This window comes from Legionella taurinensis (assembly GCF_900452865.1).
Classification (GTDB): Bacteria; Pseudomonadota; Gammaproteobacteria; order Legionellales; family Legionellaceae; genus Legionella_C; species Legionella_C taurinensis.
The window spans coordinates 293,092-315,144 of the sequence record NZ_UGOZ01000001.1 but is presented as its reverse complement, the minus strand read 5'-3'; the positions used below and the strand labels follow the sequence as shown (position 1 = coordinate 315,144).

Below are 22,053 nucleotides of genomic sequence, written 5' to 3'. Positions count from 1 at the left end.
TGTGATAAAAGACTTACAATGGAGCAAGAAAACCCTTTATTTTATTCATCCTGAGGGGTTTTGATGTAATGGCTTAAGCGTGCGGAAATTAACCACATGAAAATGCCAATGGCTAGAGTTACCAAGCCAATCCAGGCAAATACATTGGTGTAGATAGCCAAAGACTCCAAACCCGGTTTCACATGCTCAGGTAACGCGGTAAAGGAAGCGACGGAAGCACCGATAAACCCGGCCACCGCAGACGTGAGAAACCACATGCCCATCACAAAACCGGCAATCTGGGCAGGCACCAGTTCAGCCACCATGGCAACGCCGAGAGCCGAAACAAACAATTCGCCGGTACTTTGGAAAAAGTAACTGGCCACCAGCCACCAGGACGAAACCAAGCCGGACTCGTCATGAAAAAAACGTGCAAAATAAAGGAGGGTAAAGCTGATGCCGCAGCAAATCATGCCTACTGCAAATTTGTAGGGAATGTGGAAATGCACGCGTGATTTGTGCAGGCGGCTGTAAAACAAGGCCAGAATGGGACTCATGATAATAATCCAGATGGGATTCAGTGCCTGGAAAGTCTGGGGATCGAAGGTGACGCCTAACAGGACCGGGTGCACATTATTGACCGCAAACAAATTCAATGAGGTCGGCATTTGTTGATAAAGAGTAAAAAAAACAATGGCTTCAATCATCAGCACCAACGCCACAACCATGCGCAGGAAGGAACGATTCTTTTCGCGGCGCATATAAACAAAGTAAATCCCCACGACAATTGCCGTCACCAGCCAGACTAATTCCTGAGCAATCATCACATGCTGCAACAGGTAGGCCGAGGCGAAGGTCGCTGAGACAATGCCGGCAACCACCACAGCCCATTGCCATAACTGGATGACTTTATTGTCTGCTTCGGTATTCACATTCGCAACATGCTGACGCTGAAACCAATAGTTGGCCAATCCTAATACCAGTCCGATGAAGCTCACAAAATAAGCGTAGGGGTATCCATAGCGGGAAGAAATGGCAGGCCCGGCAATCAGAGCCACCGTTGAGCCTAAATTAATGGCCATGTAATACAAGGTGAAACCGCCGTGCAGGCGGGGATCGTCTTCCGTGTAGCATTTGGCGAGAAGGCTGGAGGGGTTTGCCTTAAACAAACCATTACCCACACAGATTAAGCCAAGCGCAAGAAAAACGCGCTCCTCGTCTGCGAAAGCCAGCGCGAGGTAGCCCAGAGCCAGTGTGATTAATCCCAGAACGATGGTTCGCTTGGTACCAAGTACTTTATCGCCGAGGTAGCCGCCAAAAGCGACCATTCCATACACCAAAGCCGAAAAAGCGCCAAAAGCAAAATAGGCTTCGTTGTCGCTGAATCCTAAAAACCGCATGAAATACAGGGTAAGAATGCCCTGTACCGTATAAAAACCAAACCGCTCCCAGATTTCCAGCATGAAAATCATGTGGAAAGCGCGTGGTTGCTCACGAAATAATGCTAGCATGAGCCGCCGCCTCATCAATCCATATCAAGATTAACTAAGCTATACCACTTTATTGAGGATTGCAATCGTAGAAATTACTTTGGCTTGTGGCCTTTGGCTTCCTCGCCTTCCTCCTCACCTTCCTCCTCACCTTCCTCCTCATCCTCCTCTTTATTCTGAACGACGGAAGTGCTTGGTGAACTGTCCTTGGCATGATGTTCATTAGCAATAGCCAACATCATCGATGCCTCGGGTTTTTCCAGTAGCGAAATCGTGAAGTCAGCTGCGTTTTCCAAATCAAGCTGCTCCTTCTCACTGAGTTTCAATTCACCGTCCCTGATTTGCTTAACGGCTTGCCCCAGTAATTTCAGAGCAGGTTTAATGGATTCAAACAGATCAGAGACACAACTCAGGTTTTCATGCGGACATTCGGCCTTGAGATTTTGTTTTAATTGGGTAAAGAAATTCAAAACCCCTTTGGCATCGTTTTTTTCGACCAGGGTGGTGAGTTTGCGATCCATTTCATCCATATGCTCTTCCTGGATTTCCAGATCCTGGCGAAGCTTAATGAGTTCCTCTCTGGAGCGCCCAGTTAACAGACTTAAGCGCGGGTGCGGGTTTTCAATCCTTAACTCTGTATCCTTTTCAGCAAGCGCATCACTGCCTGTCAAGGCAACCTTTTCCTTGTCGGCATCGATTAACTCCGGCGAGGGTTCGTTGGAATTGTCCTTGTCCTGACTGAATTTACTCGCAACCCAGCTGCCAAATTTTTTAAGATAGGGCGCAACCATGGGCCCCAGGAAACGCCCCGCCGCATAGCTGACGCCGATGACACCTGCGGCAGCCAGAATGCTTAAGCCAGCCACCGGAAAAAACAGGCTCACAACGGCGCCAATCACAACCATGGAGCCTAAACCAATGGCAACACCCTTATCCATAAAGGCGGTGACGCCCATTTTTTTGAGTTTGACTTTGTCAGTGGCCTGTTTATCGTACAATCCCTGCAGATCCTTCTCCAACTTCTCCGCCTGCTTGTCAAGCGTTGTCAGACGGTCTGCGATTTGGCTTATTCGTCCTGAATCCTTGGTCGCATCGAGTGTTCCAAGCTCATGCTCCAATTGCTCAGCTTCCGAAGCAATGGCCTTTAACTCCGTCATGCCGGTTTCAATGCTTGTTTCCGTTTCCTTCAGGGATTTTTTCAACTTCTGGCGTTGATAAATCATATTTCCCAGCGTAATGACACTGACTCCCAAAGCGATACCCGCAGCGGCTACACCAATGTAAGGCGCGGCAACCGGAACCAGGATGGCAGTTAATGCAAGTCCAAGTCCCACGGCTGAATACAACCAGCGTCCCGTTTTAGACAGAGTAATCGGCTTTTCACCGGCGATGAATGCCGCCAGAGAAACAAGAGGGATACGAATAAAATCAACCGCCGCCAGGGCAGCGCCGGCGATGTGAAACCCGGAGCCCGCCGCCTGCAGCGGCTGAGACACGTGACCTGTTGCAGCAATAAGACTGCTGATGGTGCCGCCAGTCCTACCCATGCCCTGCAGCAACCCGGTCAGACCGGGTATTTTGGCTTTAAGCATATCCATTACAAAACCGGGATTAGCCGGTGGATGGCCTTCAAATGTCCGGTCCTTAAGCTCCTGCAATTTTCGTGCATGCTCAGTGGCTTTTTTACGCAAGGCTTCCGGAGTTAATTCCTCGTCGAGATCGGTTTCGGGTACAAAACTGGGTGGGGGATTGGGGATTTTATCCTGACTCATTACTACACCTTATTGATGGCAATAATTATTACTATAGCAAACCGTTGCTTAACGAATGCTGATGTAATGAAATAAATCCCTCTGCTCAGTGGAAATTTAAACAATTCATCCTGGCTTTCTTAAGAGGCTTGCCAGAAACACCCGAAGTCATCTATATTTTCAACATTAATTTTAAGAATAAGAGTCCATGGCTAAAAAAGCCCTTTATCTTGCTGGCGGCGGTGCTCGAGGCGCCTATCAGGCCGGCGTATTGCAAGCCATCAGCACCATTCTTGGGGTTAAGAAGATACCCTTTGAAGTCATCAGCGGTGTCAGCGTCGGCAGCATCAATGCAGCGATCCTGGCTGAAAACGCAACGGACTTCCCGGCTGGCGTGGAAAAGCTGGTGGGTCTCTGGGGCGAAATCCGTTGTTCGCAGATTTATAACGCAAGTAATTATGAGTTAAGCAAATCGGTTTTCCGCAACTTAAGCCACATGATCATCAAACAGCGGCAATCCGGTTATCTGCTCAATACGCTTCCTCTGCACGACTTCATCAATAGCAATGTCGATTTTGAGGCCATCGAGCGTCACATCATCGATAATCACATCGAAACGCTTGAAGTCATCAGCAACTGCTATGAAACCCATCAAACCGTTTCCTTTTACCAGCATACCGATGCCTTTTTTGAGGATTGGAATTACCCCAGGCACATGAGTGAGCGCACCAACTTACGAATGGAGCACATTCTGGCTTCCGGTGCGCTGCCTTTGTTTTTCCCCACTGTTAAAATCAATGGCCTTCATTACGGGGACGGCAGTATGGGGCTGGTTTCTCCATTGCGCGGCGCCATACGCTGCCAGGTTGAAAAGATTCTTATCCTTGGCACACGGCAATTGCCGGAGGCAACCAATACCGAAAAATTACGCAATGGCGACATTGGTTTTGCACACATCCTGGGAGGCATGCTGAACGGCCTGTTCCTGGATAACCTCGACCGGGATATTGAACTCGTCAATCGCATGAACGACATCGCCCGCATGATTTCCTTATGGAAAAAACGCCGCTCCCCCTGGCGTCCCATTGAGACACTGCATTTGCGCCCCAGCATCGACATGGCCGCCATTGCTCAGGAACAATACAAAAACATGCCGGCACTGCTGCGTTTCCTGCTGAATACGCTTGGGGCCAAAAGTCACTCGGGCGATCTGCTTAGTTTTCTCTTGTTTGAAAAGGAATTCACTCAGGAACTCATTCAGCTGGGTTATGATGACACCATCAATGCCAAAGCGGCCGTTGAAGATTTCTTTTCCTAGCGTTTCCCAAGCTGCTTTTCGCGCAACAGGGCCAGCACTGCTGCACGTTCCGGAAAAAGACCATGCCAGATAAAAAATGCCTCAGCAGCCTGCTCTACCAGCATGCCCAAACCATCTGCTACCCCACAGCCCCTTTGCCTTGCCCAGGTGACAAACGGCGTACTGCCCTGCAGTGTATAAGACAAGTCATAGCAGAATGAATCCGCCTTGATTGCCCCCGCAGGCCAGCTGATTTCCTCCTGCCGGGTACCGGCAGACGTGGCGTTGATGAGAAGATCAAATGGCGAGGAGCTTCCCCAGGCCTGGCAATGAATGGAGGGAAAATCGGCCTGTAAATCCTCCGCACGGTGAAGGCTGCGGTTAGTGACAGTGAGGCCAGCAATGCCTTCCGCCAGCAGCGGCGCGATAATTCCCCGCGCCGCGCCGCCTGCTCCTAAAATTAACACGTGCTTATCGGCAAGGGAGATGTGGGTTTTCAAATCGCGAATTAAGCCGATGCCATCCGTGTTGTCCGCGTGCAAATGCCCTTGCTTCATCCACAGGGTATTGGCTGCACGGGCTTGCCGGCAACGCGGCGTTACCTGTTCTGCCAGCTGGTAGGCCTCTTCTTTAAAAGGAAGGGTCACATTAAGCCCCTTCCCCTGAGCAGCAAAAAAATCCTGCACGGCCGTCACAAAATAACCGGGCTCAACAGCGATTTTTTCATAACTTAACGAAACACCACTCTGAAGAGCGAACTGTTCATGAATAAACGGCGATAAACTATGGGCCACAGGATGGCCCATCACAGCATAACGATTAACCATGAATCCTCTTTAATCTTTAAGGCTCTTGCTGACAATTTCTTTCAGGTCACGCGATAATTCCAGCGCGTTCAGCCGCTCCAATTGGTTACGCATTAATTCCTGTCTTGGTTTATTAAAGCGTCTTAAGCGGGTGAACGGCGTGGCCAGTCTTGCAGTCACTTGGGGATTCATTTTATCCAGTTCAACCAGGATATCAGTTAAAAACCCATAGCCGCTGGCGTTTAACGCATGGAAATGCCGGTAATTGCTCATACAGAACGCCCCAATGAGCGAGCGCACTTTGTTGGGATTCTTTAGAGAAAACGCCGGATGATGGACTAATTGTTTCACCCGTTCCAACGTATTGGCCGCCTCGCCTGTGGCCTGTACGGCAAACCATTTATCAAGCACCAGTTCATCGTTTTGCCACTGGTCGAAAAAGCGCTCGGCCGTCTCTTCGCGAACCGCACTGTCCTGACTATTGTTTAATAAGGCAAAGCTGGCCATTTGGTCGGTCATGGTTTTAGCCTTTGCAAATTGCTGTTGGCAAAGCGGCAGGGTTTCTTTCTCGCGCGCCTTCATCATCAACCACAGGCAGACGTTGCGTAATTTGCGCCGCTGGTAAGCCTGCGCATCCATCTGATGTTTTTCTTCACGCCACAACGCCTGGTAGGTTTCAGACAGCGAGCCATACAATGCCTCGCCTAAGGCGGCGCGATAAAAATCACGCGCAGCCTCCACGGCATCGACATCAATTTCCTGCAGGGAAGAGGTAACCTCCTCGAAACAGGGCGGGTTTAAAAGTTCAGCCCGCAATGCGCTGTTGAGGGTTTCATCAAGCAGCACATGATGAGACGCCTGAAGCAGCGGCGCGGGGATAGACCAGTGTGATTTGTTGGTTTTTAATAAACCATCAATGCAATCAATGGCCAGTCGCTGGGCAATGTCCCATTTGGCAAACCCGTCGCTTTCAAAGCGAAGCAACGCCAGCGATTCGTCCTGACTCAGGTCACGTTTTAGTTTAACCGGCGCAGAAAAATCACGCAGCAAGGACACGAAGGGCTTCTTCTTTAAACCCGGAAAGGTGAAGGTTTGCTCTTGCTCACGCAATTCAAGCACCTCTTTCTCTAACGGAATCGGTAACCCCTGTTCATCAAAGCAAGCCATACGCACCGGAATATGGAAAGGCGCTTTCTCACTGGCTTCAGGCGTGGGCGGGCAATACTGGCTTAATGTTAAGGTCAGGCAATCGTCTTTAAACTTGGTTTTTGCGGTAATTTCCGGCGTACCAGCCTGGCTGTACCAGCGTTTAAATTGGGTCAAGTCAACCTGATTGGCGTCTTCCATCGCCGCCACAAAATCATTAATGGTGACTGCCTGGCCATCATGCCGCTTGAAGTACAGGTCCATCCCGCGGCGAAAACCGGCCTTTCCCAGCAGGGTTTGCTGCATGCGAATGACTTCCGCACCCTTGTTGTAAACCGTTGCCGTATAAAAGTTATTGATCTCCTGATAGGATTCAGGGCGTACCGGATGAGCCATACTCCCGGCATCTTCCGGGAATTGCTGGGCTCGCAACACCTTCACATCCAGAATGCGGTTAACATCACGGGCATGCATGTCCCGGGAAAACTCCTGATCACGAAAAACGGTTAACCCTTCTTTCAGGCTAAGCTGAAACCAGTCACGGCAAGTCACACGATTGCCAGTCCAGTTATGGAAATACTCATGGCCAACCACTCCTTCAATGTCAGCAAAATCCTGATCGGTGGCTGTGTCGGGGCGTGCAAGAATGTATTTGGAATTGAAAATGTTCAAGCCTTTGTTTTCCATCGCACCCATATTGAAATCACTGACGGCGACAATCATGAAAATATCCAGATCGTACTCACGTCCATATTCCTCTTCATCCCAGCGCATGGCGCGTTTTAGCGATTCCATGGCATGGCTGCATTTGTCTTCGTTGCCGGGTTCCACATAAATGCGTAAATCCACCGAGCGCCCGGAGCAGGTGGTAAACTGGTCTTCAACACAGCTTAAATTGCCGGCAACCAGTGCGAAGAGATAACAGGGTTTTTTAAACGGATCCTGCCAGACTACCCAATGCCTGCCGCCGTCTGCCAGACCGCGGTCAACCGGATTGCCATTGGATAACAGCACGGGGTATTTGGCTTTGTCAGCACAGATGCGGGTTGTATAGGTCGCCAGGACATCGGGCCTGTCCGGGAAATAGGTGATGCGGCGAAAACCTTCCGCTTCGCACTGGGTGCAAAACATCTGATTGGAACGATACAGGCCAGAGAGTTTGCTGTTTTTCTGTGGATAGATGCGGGTCACTACCGTTATTGTGGCTTCATCGGGGCAATTTTCAATCAGCAGATGACCATCCACAAAACGGTAATTTTTTTCCTCTGCCTGACGGCCATCGATATGAAGGCTGACCAATTCCAGTTCATCGCCGAACAGTTGCAGGGGGCCTGTATACTGTCGTTTGACCGTCATGTCATTCGTCACCAGCGCATGATCGTCAAACAGTTCAAAATTCAATTGAACCGTTTTGATTGTAAATACAGGGGATTGGTAATTTTTCAAATAAACCGTGGTCTCTGGCATGAACATTGCTCCATTCTGGGTACAATTAATTTTGAATAATAAAAATCTGTATAAATAATGATTTGATTCTTTTTAATTTTTTTATGCCTTAGCTCTACTTCGGGAACCATTTTGGTTCTATACTAAATTTAAGGATAGTTTGTCGCTTTTATCAGAGAAATGCAAAGTGGTAAAGGCAAGACGTGCGTTTCCCACCAGGGATTTTAGTGAAAGGGGATGGCTTATGAGCACAGAAGATTTTTTATCGAATTACACTCGACGCTTTGTCGACAACAAAGAAGAAGAATTGACTCTGAATGAGTATCTGGAGTTGTGTAAAACCGACCCAACGGCTTATGCCAATCCTGCGGAACGCCTGCTGCTGGCCATTGGCGAGCCCGAATTGATTGACACACGTCATGATCCCGTCCTATCAAGATTATTTTCCAACAAAGTCATTCACCGTTACCCGGTATTCCGAGAATTTTTCGGCATGGAAGAACCCATCGAACAGATTGTGGGTTTCTTAAAACACGCGGCCCAGGGTTTGGAAGAAACCAAACAGGTCCTCTACCTGCTGGGTCCCGTTGGCGGCGGTAAGTCTTCGCTGGCTGAGAAGCTGAAGGATTTGATGCAAAAAGTGCCTTTTTACGCCATCAAGGGCTCACCGGTGTTTGATTCGCCGCTGTCCTTGTTTGATCCGGAGGAAGACGGTGACATTTTAAGGGAACGGTATGGTATTCCCAACCGACACCTGCGCTACGTCATGTCCCCCTGGGCGGTTAAACGCCTGCAGGAATTCAATGGCGACATCAATCAGTTTAAAGTGATTAAATTAAAACCTTCGCGCTTGAAACAAATTGCCGTTTCCAAAACGGAGCCGGGTGATGAAAATAATCAGGACATCTCCTCACTGGTCGGTAAAGTCGATATCCGTAAACTCGAAGAATTTTCTCAGGATGATCCCGATGCCTACAGTTACTCCGGCGGTTTATGCCGCGCCAACCGCGGTATTATGGAGTTTGTGGAAATGTTCAAAGCACCCATCAAGGTGCTGCATCCGCTGTTGACTGCGACTCAGGAAGGCAATTACAACGCCACCGAAGGCTTGTCCGCCATCCCCTTTGAAGGCATTATTCTGGCTCACTCCAATGAATCGGAGTGGCAATCCTTCCGCAACAATAAAAACAATGAAGCCTTTATTGACCGCATTAATATTGTCAAAGTTCCTTATTGCCTGCGTGTGTCTGAAGAAATCAAAATTTATCAGAAACTGCTTGATAACAGCTCATTAAAAAGCGCCCCCTGTGCGCCCGGAACGCTGGATATGCTAGCCCAGTTTTCCGTGTTGACTCGCCTGAAAGAACCACAGAATTCAAGCATTTATTCGAAAATGCGCGTTTATAACGGCGAAAGCCTTAAAGACACGGATCCCAAGGCCAAATCCTATCAGGAATACCGTGATTTTGCCGGTGTGGATGAAGGCATGAGCGGCATCTCCACCCGCTTTGCCTTCAAAATTCTGTCCAAAGTTTTTAACTTTGACCACACCGAAATCGCTGCGAACCCGGTGCATCTGCTGTACGTGCTGGAGCGACAGATTGAGCAGGAACAGTTTCCTCAGGAACTGCATGAGAAATACCTGGCTTTCATCAAAGAGCATCTGACTCACCGTTACGTTGAGTTCATCGGCAAGGAAATTCAGACTGCCTACCTGGAATCCTACTCCGAGTATGGTCAGAACATCTTCGATCGTTACATCACCTATGCCGATTTCTGGATTCAGGATCAGGATTACCGCGATCCGGATACTGGCGAAATCTTTGACAGGCCGTCATTAAACTCCGAATTGGAAAAAATTGAAAAACCGGCTGGTATTTCCAATCCCAAGGACTTCCGAAATGAAGTGGTGAATTTCGTCTTGCGTGCACGGGCGAATAACCATGGCAAGAATCCAATATGGAACAGTTATGAAAAATTAAAAACGGTCATTGAGAAAAAGATGTTTACCAATACCGAAGACTTGTTACCTGTGATTTCTTTTAATGCCAAAGCATCGGAAGACGACAAGAAGAAACACGAAGAATTTATTGCCCGCATGGTTGACAAAGGGTATACCCGCAAGCAGGTTAGATTACTTTGCGAATGGTATTTACGTGTACGCAAATCGCAATAACACCAGCATAAAGGGTTGTTTTTTTCTATTATTGAAAGAGGCAGCCCGGATGCGGATAAGGATGTGGCCATGTCACAACTGATCGATCGACGACAAAACGCCGGCAAAAAAAGCACGGTGAATCGCCAGCGCTTTCTTCGCCGTTACAAAAACCAGATTAAACGCGCTGTCTCTGATGCGGTGGGTAAACGAAGCATTACCGAAATCGATCAGGGCGAACAAATCAGTATTCCAGCGAGAGACATTTCTGAACCGCGCTTTCACCGCGGCCAGGGCGGACGTATTGAACGGGTGTTACCCGGGAATGATCAGTTCATAGCCGGTGACCGGATTAAACGCCCCTCCGAAAGCGGGGCTGGCGGCAGCGGCGGCCAGGCCAGTGACAGCGGCGAAGGCGAAGATGATTTTGTCTTCCAGCTTTCCCGCGAAGAATTTCTTGAAATTTATTTTGAGGATCTCGAATTACCGGATTTGGTAAAAAAGGAACTGGCTCGTCTCACCACCTATAAAACGGTGCGAGCCGGCGTAACCAGCAGTGGAATTCCCAGCAACATCAACGTGGTGCGCTCCATGCGTCAGGCAACTGGGCGCCGCGTGGCACTGTCATCCCCTTACAAACGTCAATTACGCGAAGCGGAAGACGAGCTGGCCAGACTCGAAGCAGATGCCACCGCCGATCAGGACATCGTGGCTAAGGTCAGGCAGACGGTTGAATTTTTAAAACGCAAAATTCAGGCTGTGCCGTTCATTGACACCATTGATTTGCGCTATAATCACCGCATACGAATTCCTTCACCGTCTACACAGGCCGTTATGTTTTGTGTCATGGACGTTTCAGGCTCCATGGATGAAGCCAAAAAGGACATCGCCAAACGCTTTTTTATTCTTCTCTACCTCTTCCTGACCAAAAATTATGAAAAAATAGAGCTGGTTTTTATTCGCCACCACACCTCTGCCAAGGAAGTGAATGAGGAGGAATTCTTTTACTCCCGCGAGACCGGCGGTACGGTCGTCTCCAGTGCACTGGAACTTCTGCATGCCATTATCGAAGCCCGCTACCCGCCTTCTTCATGGAATATCTATGTCGCTCAGGCATCCGACGGCGACAACTGGAATGCCGACTCGCCCTATTGTCAGGAGTTGCTGCAGGAGAAGATCATGCCTCTGCTGCAATATTTTGCCTACATTGAAATCATGCCCCGCCATCATCAAAGCCTTTGGGAAGTGTATCAGCAGGTTAAAAACAACTACCCCAACTTTGCCATGGAAAACATCGATAATGTCACCGACATTTATCCTGTATTTCGTGAGTTATTCAAAAGGAAGACGGTATGAGGAAAAAGCCGATATCAACAGGTGCGGAATGGACCTTTGAATTAATTCAAACTTACGACAAAGAAATCGGACGTTTAGCCACTGACTATAAGCTGGACACTTACCCCAATCAGATTGAAATCATTACCGCGGAGCAGATGATGGATGCCTACGCCTCCGTAGGCATGCCGATTGGCTACCATCACTGGTCTTTTGGTAAGCATTTCGTGGGGGTGGAAAAAAGTTATAAACGCGGCCAGATGGGTTTAGCTTATGAACTGGTCATTAATTCCAACCCCTGCATTTCTTATTTGATGGAAGAAAACACCATGGCCATGCAGGCGTTGGTGATTGCTCATGCCTGTTATGGTCATAATTCGTTTTTCAAAAACAATTACCTGTTTAAGATGTGGACCTCGGCGGATGCCATCATTGACTACCTGGTTTTTGCCAGAAATTACATCAGTCAATGCGAGGAACGGCATGGTATTGATGAAGTGGAGGCCGTCCTTGATGCCTGCCATGCGCTGATGAATTATGGGGTTGACCGATACAAACACCCCGCCACCTTGTCCATTCAGGAAGAAAAAATCAGGCAGCAAAACCGCGAGATGTATTTGCAATCCCAGGTTAATGAATTGTGGCGAACCATTCCGCAAAGCAAACACGTGGATGCCAACGGCCATAAAAAGCGTTTCCCGGAAGAGCCGCAGGAGAATATCCTTTATTTCATTGAAAAGAATGCGCCCTTACTCGAATCCTGGCAACGGGAAATTGTAAGGATTGTGCGTAAAATTGCCCAATATTTTTATCCGCAGGGGCAAACCAAAGTGATGAATGAAGGTTGGGCATGCTTCTGGCATTACACTCTGCTGCACGGCCTCTACGATGAAGGCCTGGTCACCGATGAATTTATGCTGGAAATCCTGCAGAGTCATACCAATGTGATCATGCAGCCGCCTTTTAACAGCCCGTATTACAGCGGCATCAACCCGTACACGCTGGGTTACCACATGATGCAGGACATCAAGCGCATTTGCGAATCTCCCACCGAAGAAGACAAACGCTGGTTCCCTTTCCTCGTCAATACCGATTGGCTCAGCAGTCTCGATACCGCCATGCGCAATTTCAAAGACGAAAGTTTCATTGCCCAGTACCTGTCGCCGCGCTTAATCCGCGAATTAAAATTATTCCACATTGTGGATGACGACCGGCAGCCGGAGCTCATTATTGGGGCAATTCACGATGAGTCGGGTTATCAGACCATTCGTGAGTCGCTGTCATCGCAATACAACCTGGGTAACCTGGAACCCGATATTCAGGTGTATTCCGTCGATGTCGCAGGCGATCGATCGCTCACTCTGCGATACACCCAGCAAAACCGCATTCCTTTAGGTGAAAGTACAGACGAAGTATTAAAACACCTGCATACCTTATGGAAATTCCCAGTCATTCTGCAAGCGGTTGACACGGAGGGTGAGATTCTTCAGGAGTATCATTGCCCGCCGTTGCCGACGACCAAAAGCGGTAAAGAAATCCACTAAAAAGGGTCATTTAACAGCGGCCTTATTAACACCCTCTCCCATGGGAGAGGGTTAAGACTCACCTTATTCACTGGCCAATTCAATTGCAAAGGCAAGGCCTAAACGGGTGAAATTGGTCATGTGCTCAAGACTTAAGAGCGACATGGTATCGGATGAGGTATGAATGTAGGGGTTGTGATCATCGAAGCTGGTTTCACACGGGAACGCCGCAGGAATACCCTCGTCAGTCCATGAGGCATGGTCACTGCAGCCATAGCCACAACGCGAATAATTGACGGGGACTTTGACGTATTGTGTGATTAACGAAGCGACAAAATCACTGAGTTTTTTATCGGTGTAATCTTTAAAGACCCATATGGTTTGATCTTTGGGATCATTGCGGAAACCCGTCATATCAAATTGAATCGCTGCCTTGACCGGAATGGATTTATTCATGAATTCCTCAACGACATGCTGAGAACCAACAAGACCACGTTCCTCGGCTGCGTACCAGATGATATAAACCGGGCGTTTTAATTTCTGGTCGCTGGCCAACAGGACACGGGCAATTTCCATTACACTGGACGAACCGCTGCCATCATCGCCGGCACCGGGCATACGGCCATCCAGGGTATCCATGTGAGCGCCAATGACGATGCCTGGGGCTTTAATGTCTTTACCGATCACCGTGACCACTGAGGGTTGTTTGTACCAGCCGGTTTTAACCAGGTACGTGTCCGTGTCTTGACGTCCGTACTCGGTTGCCATTTTTTCAAAACTGGCTTTTATCCAATTGGCCGTTTCAACACCGGTATCCTTGGTGGCGGAACGGTTGTAATAGTTGGTTAAATGCGTCAGCGTGTCCCAGATGTTATCCGCATTGACCTGCGCCAGTACCGCATCCACTTCAGCCTGGTGTTTAATCTCGTAGTTTTCAGCCTGCACCGCTTTTTTAGGGGGTGCGTTTAACAAGGCTTGCGCTTTTTCAGGCAGCAGCCCGGCCTTGGCGCGGGCCAGTTTGTGGCTCACATTGATGTAATGCCCGCAACCCACTTTATCGGCGAGACGCGTGATGGTGTCCAAATCGTCTGAAGGGACAGAAATAATTTTAAAATTGCGGTTTTCAGCCAGTACCGGGTAGTCACTTGACAAGTGACTGGCCAAGCATTGAGGCACTTGCAACTGTTCGTTAATCACAACGGGCTTTGCAACAACAGGGCCTGCGAGGGCGACGCTTGCGGAAAGACCGATCATCCATTGTTTCAGACGCATTATTTCTCCTTAGTAATAAAATGCCCTTTGATAGTACATGATGACCGCCATGTTGCAACTTCTTTTTTTAGCGACGAACTAATCGAACACACTGATTCTTTTTGCATCTACTTTATTGATAATCATTTTCATTTGTTATAAAGTACCACGGCTTTCAAATGCTCAGGGTGAATGATGAAAACAAAAAAAATTCCGTATTATCTTTTTCTGTTCCTGTTAACGGCAGGCGCCAGCCTGATTCTTGGCTTTTTAAGTTTTGGCGGCATGTATGCCCTGTTGCCTTTATTGCCTCTGGCTTTCACGGCCTTTGGTTTGTCGGTGGCTTACGAAGGTGAAATTTATTTTCAGAATATTAAAGGGGCATTTAATAAAATAACGGGGCGCGATTACCTAAAGCGTTACCTTGCCAACCAGTACCTGCTGGAAAAATTCCCAAAAGAGGAAGAATTTAATAGCAACGAGCCTCTACCGCAATTCTTTATCGATTACCGGGCCCAATTGCTGGAAATGGAAAAATTCAAGCATGTCAAACTGAATGCGGCCAGCCGGAAACGCAAAAAACAACTGAAGCAACGCCTGCGTGACATGGAAAACTGGTTTGCGCTGCAGCTCTTCGCCAAAGACGATGAGGGGGAAGGGATGCTGCCACTGACCCCCTATGAAAGTAGATTACGTGAGTGGCTTAAAACGCACCAGCAGAAAGAAAGTCAGGATTTATTGGCAAGCCGCCAGCGTCTTTATCGTGTGGTCCAGGCGTTCAGTGTCTTAGCCGCTGTCTTTATGGGGATAGGCACGACCTACCTGTTAGTGGGTGAATTCGCAACCATTCCGCTGCTGGCCACCATTCCTTTCGGCTTTTTGCCAGCCATCATTCTACCCATGGCCATTGTCGCCGGGACGGCGTATGGTTTCCTGACCTACAATGCCATCACCGACATGATTAATAACGATACCCTGCGCAAGTGGTATCGGCGTCTTCGTGATGACTTTAAACAGGGCGTAACCGTCAAAAATGTCTTTATGGCGGTCACGGCCGTACTCCTGTTGGGTTTAGCCACTGCCTTGACCATCTGCACCGCCGGTACCTGGTGGACGGTGGCTAAAAATGCCCAACCCCTGTTTGGCTGGATGGTCAAAATACCCAGTTTTGTCATGGGGGTGATCAATCCCATCATTACCGGCTTTTCCGCCTTGATTTTTAATCTCGAAAATACCGCTGATTCACTGAATATCATTTACTCTGCGTTAAACAGCGGCCGTAATTTTTTCCAGCGCGCGATCACGCGATTGAGTAAATGGGGCGGGGAATTGTATGCGCGGGAAAACTGGGGGCAGATCCTTAACCCGTTTCGTTTAATCCTGAAATTAACCATTGTGCCTTTGCGCATCCTGTTCTTTTTCGGCCATTTAGTCAGTATCGGCGTTACCGCGGACAGGGTCCCGGGCATTCCCGAAATTTTGTCGGCCGTTCTCGGCATTGTCAGCGAAGGGTTTGAAGACATGCATTATTTCATGTCCCACTCCCATGAGCACCGCCACACTGATTTTCGTGATGTGCTGAACGAACGCCTGGGGAAAGAACACGGGCATTCGCATGAGGCGGATTTACCGACCCGGATGCTCAGGTTCATTTTCATACCCATCTATTTTCTGGCCGCCCTGTGGGATTACGGATTCAGCCAACTCAATAACCCGGAAGTCAATCAACGCAGCCCGCATGCCGATTTTAAGAGCGCCTGGAATAAACAACGCGGCAATCCCTTTGACTCGGAAACCAAAGAAAATGTGGTGGTGGAAACACAACCCTCTGAGGAGTGGGAAACCGAGCAGGCCCTGTATCATGTCAATCTTTACCGGCAGGAGCATTTCAGACCAACGCTTTTGAAGCCTGAGGTGGCGGACAAGAAGTCGAAAAAACTCCAGGAACTGGATAAGTCGTTGCGTAGTGGCGAGGCCAGGGCTCACGAATTGGTTAAAAACGAAGCCAGGAATCCTGTTTACAAAACCCATCGCTTTTTCAGCAAAGGCCCTACCCAGACCGAGGCATTTCTGGAAAAACTGTCAAACCGGATTTCCCCAGCGGCATAAACTGCCCCTTCCTGGATTTAGCCTTCGGGCTTTATCCAGGTTCATTCGGCTGACTAAGTCAGTAAATTTTTTAACCCCTGCAAATGCGACCGCGCCAAGGCTTTGGATTGAGCCTCGTTACGCTCCTTGCTTTTGCCAAACCACTCCAGATGATCCTCCGGCAATTCGTCTAGAAAACGACTGGGCAGGCAATCCTGCAACTCCCCCCCGCGTCGCCTCTGACGGGCTAAAGTAAAGCACAGTCCTTTTTGCGCCCGGGTAATGCCGACATAAGCAAGCCGACGTTCTTCATCAATTTGCTCCTCGTCAATACTGACCCGATGAGGCAACAACTCTTCTTCCATGCCGACTAAATAAACGTAAGGGAATTCCAGGCCTTTGGACGCATGCAGGGTCAACAACTGCACGGTTTCCCGATCATAATCCTCCGACTGTTCCAGGATATCGATTAAAATCAATTTGTTGATGACATCCGCCAGCGACGGTGTTTCGTCTTTAGCCAACAGACGACCGACCCATTCCAGTAACTCCAGGACATTTTCCATGCGTTTCTGAGCCTTTGCCGGCGCATCACTCTGTTCATAAAGGTAGGCTTCATAGCCGCTTTCCTCCACCATCTGACGCAAAGGTTCCATGCTGCCATCGCCAAGGCGCGACTTGATGGTTTCCAGCCATTGCTTGAATTGCGCCAACGCAGCACGCGGTTTATCGGTGAGCAGTTCGCTTAATGCCAGGTGGTCGGCCGAGGCATAGAGACTGTGTCCGCGGGCGTGGGCATAATTACCTAGCACATCAAGACTGGCCTCGCCAATGCCCCGCTTGGGCGTGTTCACAGCACGCAAAAAGGCCGCGTTGTCGTGCTCGTTACACAGAAGCTTCAGGTAAGCCAGAATATCCTTGACTTCGGTGCGGGCAAACCAGGATTGCCCACCGCTTATCCGGTAGGCAATGCCATGATGGCGAAGCACCTTTTCAAACACCCGGGACTGGTGGTTGCCCCGGTATAAAATGGCGTAGTCGCCGTATTCATTGCCCATCCTGAGTTTGTGGCTGATTAAGTCGGCCACCACTTGTTCTGCTTCATCATTTTCATCACGGCAACACAGTACCCTGAGCATCTCCCCATGGCCTAAATCACTCCACAGGCGCTTGTCAAAAAGATGCGCATTGTTGGCAATCAGGGTATTGGCCACATGCAGAATGCGGCTGGTGGAGCGGTAATTCTGCTCGAGTTTAATCACGTTCAATTGCGGGTAATCTTTTTGCAGTTGCGCCAGATTTTCCGGACGAGCACCGCGCCAGGCATAAATCGACTGATCATCATCCCCCACCACGGTAAACTGGGCGCGCACGCCGGTTAATAAGCGCACCAATTCATACTGGCTGGTATTGGAATCCTGGTATTCATCAATCAGTAGATGGCGGATTTGATTCTGCCAGCGCTCCCGCACCTCGTCATGCTCCATCAGCAGTTTCACCGGCAAACGGATTAGATCATCAAAATCCACCGCATTATACGCTTTCAAGGCCTGTTGATACTCAGGATAGAGTCGCGCGGCCTCTTCGGCATGAGGGGACGATCCGAAGGCAGAAGACTGGATTTTTTCAGGAGAAAGCGATTGATTTTTCCAATGGGAAATCTGATGCTGAATCTGCATGACATAATCCCGCTCATTGGCTTTCCCGGTTGGCAGCAGGCCGCGCAACAGTTGCAGGCTATCCTCCGCATCAAAAATAGAAAATCCTTTCTTAAGGCCTGCCAGGCCCAGTTCACGTTTTAAGATCCCAAGGCCCAGGGTATGAAAGGTCGCCACTTTCAGACCGCGCCGTTTGCCTGCGGGCAGGGTGGCGGCCACCCGTTCCCGCATTTCATTCGCCGCCTTGTTGGTAAAAGTCACGGCATACACGGTAGCCGGCGCATAACCGCATTGTTCAATCAAGTAGGCGATTTTTTGAGTAATGACCCGTGTCTTGCCGCTTCCGGCGCCGGCCAGCACCAGCAAAGGTCCGCCGATGTAAGTGACAGCCGCCATTTGTTGTGGATTAAGCTTCATGACCCCTCGCCAAAAAACTGGCATTATCGCGCGTCAAAAGCAGGCAGGCAATGAACTTTGTGCTAGAATCTGTCTTTTTTGGCTTTAGCGATTAATGATGAGAGAACCGGATTCCCTGCAGGGCTTTATTTTTGAAAACGAAACCATACGCGGCGCCATTGCCCATCTCGATGACAGCTTTCAAGCCATCATGCAGCAACGCCCTTATCCTCCCATGGTGCGTAATTTATTGGGCGAGGCCCTGATTTCCTGCCTGCTGCTCGCCGGCAGCGTGAAATTTGAGGGGGAAATCAGTTTGCAGTTTCAGGGAGACAGTCGTCTGCCCTTGTTGCTGGTGCAATGCGATAATCAATTAAACCTGCGCGGGTTTGCCAAATTTGAAGACAATCTTGAAATTGCTGATTATGCCGACGCGTTTCTTCAGGGGCAAATGGCATTGACCATTAATCAATACCAGCAGACACAAGCCTATCAAAGTGTCGTGCCGCTTCACTCCACGTCCATGAGTGAAAATTTAATGCATTATTTTGCCCAATCCGAGCAGATTGCCACACGGGTCTGGCTGGCGGTTAATGACGAACGCGCCGCCGGCATGCTGCTGCAGCTTCTGCCCGGGCAATCCGACAGCCAACAGCGTGAGCATTTTTGGGAGTATGCCGTGCAACTGGGCCAGACGGTCAGCGAACAGGAATTACTGACGCTTGATAATCAAACCCTGCTTTTCAGGTTGTACCATGAAACCGAACTACGCCTGTTCCCCAGCCGGGAAACCCGTTTTCAGTGCCGCTGCAGTCCTGAAAAAATGAAGCAGGTCATCGGGGTGCTGGGTGAAAGCGAAGCCCAACAATTGTTGCAGGAGCAGGGGAAAATTGAAATTGCCTGTGACTTTTGCAACAGTCATTACCAATTTGATGCCATTGATATTGCGTTATTGTTCAGAAAATAGCGGGATAACCGCGGTTGCCGCGGTTACCCTGCCCCTTAAAGCCATCAGGCATCTAAGGAAAACGCTTGCACTGTCTCAGCCAGAGCTTCCAGCTTACGAATGGAATCCGTCTTAAAAAAGGTCGATTTATGATTCACATTCTGCGGAGGAGAATGACCGAATTGAGCGATTAATCCCCTGACTCGCTCAACAAAATCGACAATGTATTTCCCAACCCCACGGTGATTTTCCAACTCTCCCCTCGCCTGATCAAGAGCCGAATTGGCATTTGTTACAAAGAGTTTCCCATTTTTGTGCTGCTGATAATCCGCGTAATTTTGATTAAGCTTATCGTACAGGGTCTTGGATTCATTATAAGCCGGTTGGTATTTCTGAGGATTTTTTTTACTCTCCTTTTTAAAGTCCTCTACTTTTTTGTGAAGGTCGCTTAACTGCGCCTCAAACTTCATTTCATGCGGCTTAGGCTTCAAAAGCGACACGTTTTCCGTGCCGCGGTCTGCCTGAACGGATTCCTCTACAACAGGTTTGTTGTGCTTGGTCGTTTCCGTAAAGGGTAGAATAATAACCTCATCCACCGGCTCTTTGGAAGGCAATACATTCGCCTCATGATAGGCTTTGATAAAGCGTATCCGCTCTTCTGAGGTAATGAGCTTATACTTTTCAAACACCAGCAGGATCTTATTCAACAAAGAAGGGGTAATCGACACGGCAAACTGCGCATGATAATGGTCAGCATCCCAATCAAAATCATCGCGATGGTAACAACTGTGATCAGTATCTTCACGATGCACAAAACGCTTCACATCGAACTCGCTTGTCACAGACTGCAGCGCGTTTCTGAGCTTAATGCCCTGACACTCCTCGAAACGCATCACCTCCATCAATACCAGAAGCACTTCCATTGGATGCTTGCCTTCTAAGCTTTCAACAGAGGGCTGATGTGACTTCGGATAGATGGTAAGCGTGTTTTTATAGAGACTAAAGTTAATCTTTTCGGTCAGATGCGTAAACGCCCGTGTCATTACTCCACTCCGGTAGGTTAGTCGGAGCTGATTCTAGGCGATAAAGCTTAAGATTTTATTAACCTAATCGATTCATTGCATTGGCAGATCCCAGGTTGGGATAGCACGGCCCTCTGCATCACAGAATTGAATGTAATCGCTACGCATCGCCTGCAGAATATGCTGAAGCTTTAAAAACTGCAGACTGAGTTCCAGGTACAACTGCGCCAGTTGACGCCCCTGCAATTCGCTGATGGTCATGTAGGCCGCCTGTCCCATGTCGACAAAATAGTTCAGGCTAACCTGTCGTTTTCTAGCGATACCGGGAAAAAGGCCGCAAAACAGCAGGCTTTTATCGCCGACATCCCGCAGCAATTCAACCTGACGGCATTTGCCGTTTTGCATGGACTCCAGGAAATCAAGCGCAATGACCGATTCAATCAGTTTAGGTCCCTGCGTGTAGCGCATCAGCAGAAAAACCAGATAACTTTCCGTGTTTTCATTGAGTACAAGTTGAGTGGAAGCCTGCGCTTCATTGATTAAAGCATGCCATTGACTTATTTCGGTAGGATGTAAAATAAGTTTTTTCATGAATCTTCCCCTTTTCCTACGTCCTAGTTTAAGTTTAGCAAACGGCATACCAATTTCCTGAGTCAGGCAACATTTTGTAGTCAAATGGGTACCTTTTCTGTCAATCGATTTCTTGCGAGGCCAAAGTCAACGGCTTAAGCTATTGAAGCACCATCGTTTTTTCCCTAGACTGAGAACAATTTAGCATTGCGAGTGACTATCATGATTAAATTGAAGATCACGTTATTGCTCCTGGGATGGGCCGCGTCTATCCAACCTGTTTTTTCGTTTAATGATCCCCTCACCTGCGAAGCGACGCGCGAGAAGCCCTGCATCGTACAAGACACCGAAACCCCGGCATCGCCTGTGGGCAGCCTGCGGGATACCTTGATGATTAGCGATTACTACCATGGCAATCTCGCTGGTGTTGATAGCCTGCGCATGTCATTAAGCGCCGAGCCTGGCAGCCAGGGGTGGCAACAGGTGGCGGATTACATTCGCTCCCGGGCAGGCATTGAGCCCCACCAGGTTCTGGTGCTTGATTTGCGTCAGGAAAACCATGGCTACCTGAATGGCAATGCCATCACCCTCTGTGATCTTCATAACTGGCTGAATCTGGGTAAAACCGCGGAAGAATCGATTGCAACAGAGACGCAATGGCTGGCACGCCTGTCGTCATTAAAAAAAATAGACAACGTACTGACCGTTCAGCAATTCGCCAAAAAAGATTACAGCACCGGCAATTCCATTGCGGTGGAAACCCTGCTCAGCGAAAAGGAACAGGTCACTCAAACAGGCTTTGCCTATCGCCGGTTACCGGTTACCGATCACCGCGCGCCGCTGGATAAAGAAGTCGATACCTTTGTTTCCCTGATCAAGAAATTGCCGAAAGGCATGTGGCTTCATGTGCATTGCCGTGGCGGCAAGGGCCGCTCCACCACGCTGCTGGCCATGTACGATATGTTAAACAACGCCGACAAGGCTTCATTCAATGACATCATTGAACGGCTGGCGTCCATCCCGCCCTATTACGATTTAACCCAGATTGTGCGTACTGATCCGGATCTAACGCCTTACTATCAGGAACGGCTTCAGTTTTTGCAGCATTTTTATGAGTATGCCGAGGCTCGCCTTAAGGGGTATTCAGGTCCCTGGTCGCAATGGAAAGCGGAACATCAGTTAGTCTAAGCGCGC

The 22,053-nt window shown here is 49.0% G+C and carries 15 protein-coding genes; 7 read left to right on the top strand and 8 right to left on the bottom strand.

Annotation, left to right across the window (positions count from 1 at the left end):
- Positions 1-41: 41 nt before the first annotated feature.
- On the bottom strand, positions 42-1,490 hold the full coding sequence (locus DYE45_RS01415; protein ID WP_115300291.1) for an oligopeptide:H+ symporter: 1,449 nt from the start codon (positions 1,488-1,490) through the stop codon (positions 42-44).
- Between the two features lie 74 nt (positions 1,491-1,564).
- Positions 1,565-3,241 carry a hypothetical protein gene (locus DYE45_RS01410; protein ID WP_115300290.1) on the bottom strand — a complete coding sequence of 559 codons (1,677 nt, stop codon included), beginning with the start codon at positions 3,239-3,241 and terminating at the stop codon, positions 1,565-1,567.
- Between the two features lie 187 nt (positions 3,242-3,428).
- On the opposite strand from DYE45_RS01410, the gene DYE45_RS01405 reads away from it, so the two are divergent.
- Entirely contained in the window at positions 3,429-4,538 is a 1,110-nt protein-coding gene (locus DYE45_RS01405) for a patatin-like phospholipase family protein (RefSeq protein WP_108293406.1), read from the top strand.
- On the opposite strand, the gene aroE is transcribed toward DYE45_RS01405, so the two are convergent.
- On the bottom strand, positions 4,535-5,344 hold the full coding sequence (aroE, locus tag DYE45_RS01400; RefSeq protein WP_115300289.1) for a shikimate dehydrogenase: 810 nt from the start codon (positions 5,342-5,344) through the stop codon (positions 4,535-4,537). The two genes, DYE45_RS01405 and aroE, sit on opposite strands and share 4 nt — an antisense overlap.
- 9 nt (positions 5,345-5,353) lie before the next feature.
- Positions 5,354-7,936 (bottom strand): aminopeptidase N, encoded by a 2,583-nt coding sequence (gene pepN, locus DYE45_RS01395; protein WP_108293410.1) that lies wholly within the window; start codon positions 7,934-7,936, stop codon positions 5,354-5,356.
- Positions 7,937-8,159: 223 nt separating this feature from the next.
- On the opposite strand from pepN, the gene DYE45_RS01390 reads away from it, so the two are divergent.
- From DYE45_RS01390 to DYE45_RS01380, 3 genes are all read left to right on the top strand, one after another.
- Positions 8,160-10,091, top strand: coding sequence for a PrkA family serine protein kinase (locus tag DYE45_RS01390; protein ID WP_108293412.1), 1,932 nt, complete (start codon positions 8,160-8,162; stop codon positions 10,089-10,091).
- Between the two features lie 69 nt (positions 10,092-10,160).
- The gene (locus DYE45_RS01385) at positions 10,161-11,426 is read left to right on the top strand and encodes a YeaH/YhbH family protein (protein ID WP_108293414.1); all 1,266 of its coding nucleotides are present in this window, start codon (positions 10,161-10,163) and stop codon (positions 11,424-11,426) included.
- On the top strand, positions 11,423-12,949 hold the full coding sequence (locus DYE45_RS01380) for a SpoVR family protein (protein ID WP_108293416.1): 1,527 nt from the start codon (positions 11,423-11,425) through the stop codon (positions 12,947-12,949). Before DYE45_RS01385 ends, DYE45_RS01380 begins: the two co-directional genes overlap by 4 nt.
- Before the next feature lie 63 nt (positions 12,950-13,012).
- Here the strand turns inward: DYE45_RS01380 and lapA are convergent, their stop codons facing one another.
- Positions 13,013-14,200: an aminopeptidase LapA gene (gene lapA, locus DYE45_RS01375; RefSeq protein WP_108293418.1), complete on the bottom strand. Its 1,188-nt coding sequence runs from the start codon at positions 14,198-14,200 to the stop codon at positions 13,013-13,015.
- A 171-nt stretch (positions 14,201-14,371) separates the two neighbouring features.
- Here lapA and DYE45_RS01370 point away from each other — a divergent pair, with 171 nt between their 5' ends.
- Positions 14,372-16,288: a hypothetical protein gene (locus tag DYE45_RS01370; RefSeq protein ID WP_115300288.1), complete on the top strand. Its 1,917-nt coding sequence runs from the start codon at positions 14,372-14,374 to the stop codon at positions 16,286-16,288.
- A 53-nt stretch (positions 16,289-16,341) separates the two neighbouring features.
- Here DYE45_RS01370 and DYE45_RS01365 read toward each other — a convergent pair whose 3' ends face one another.
- Positions 16,342-18,342, bottom strand: coding sequence for a UvrD-helicase domain-containing protein (locus tag DYE45_RS01365; protein WP_108293422.1), 2,001 nt, complete (start codon positions 18,340-18,342; stop codon positions 16,342-16,344).
- A gap of 97 nt (positions 18,343-18,439) precedes the next feature.
- Between DYE45_RS01365 and hslO the strand changes: the two genes are divergently transcribed.
- Positions 18,440-19,288: an Hsp33 family molecular chaperone HslO gene (gene hslO, locus DYE45_RS01360; RefSeq protein ID WP_108293424.1), complete on the top strand. Its 849-nt coding sequence runs from the start codon at positions 18,440-18,442 to the stop codon at positions 19,286-19,288.
- 44 nt (positions 19,289-19,332) lie between these two features.
- Here the strand turns inward: hslO and DYE45_RS01355 are convergent, their stop codons facing one another.
- Positions 19,333-20,310 (bottom strand): hypothetical protein, encoded by a 978-nt coding sequence (locus DYE45_RS01355; protein ID WP_115300287.1) that lies wholly within the window; start codon positions 20,308-20,310, stop codon positions 19,333-19,335.
- A 72-nt stretch (positions 20,311-20,382) separates the two neighbouring features.
- On the bottom strand, positions 20,383-20,880 hold the full coding sequence (locus DYE45_RS01350; protein WP_108294727.1) for a hypothetical protein: 498 nt from the start codon (positions 20,878-20,880) through the stop codon (positions 20,383-20,385).
- Positions 20,881-21,081: 201 nt separating this feature from the next.
- On the opposite strand from DYE45_RS01350, the gene DYE45_RS01345 reads away from it, so the two are divergent.
- On the top strand, positions 21,082-22,047 hold the full coding sequence (locus DYE45_RS01345) for a phosphatase domain-containing protein (protein ID WP_115300286.1): 966 nt from the start codon (positions 21,082-21,084) through the stop codon (positions 22,045-22,047).
- Positions 22,048-22,053 lie beyond the last annotated feature (6 nt).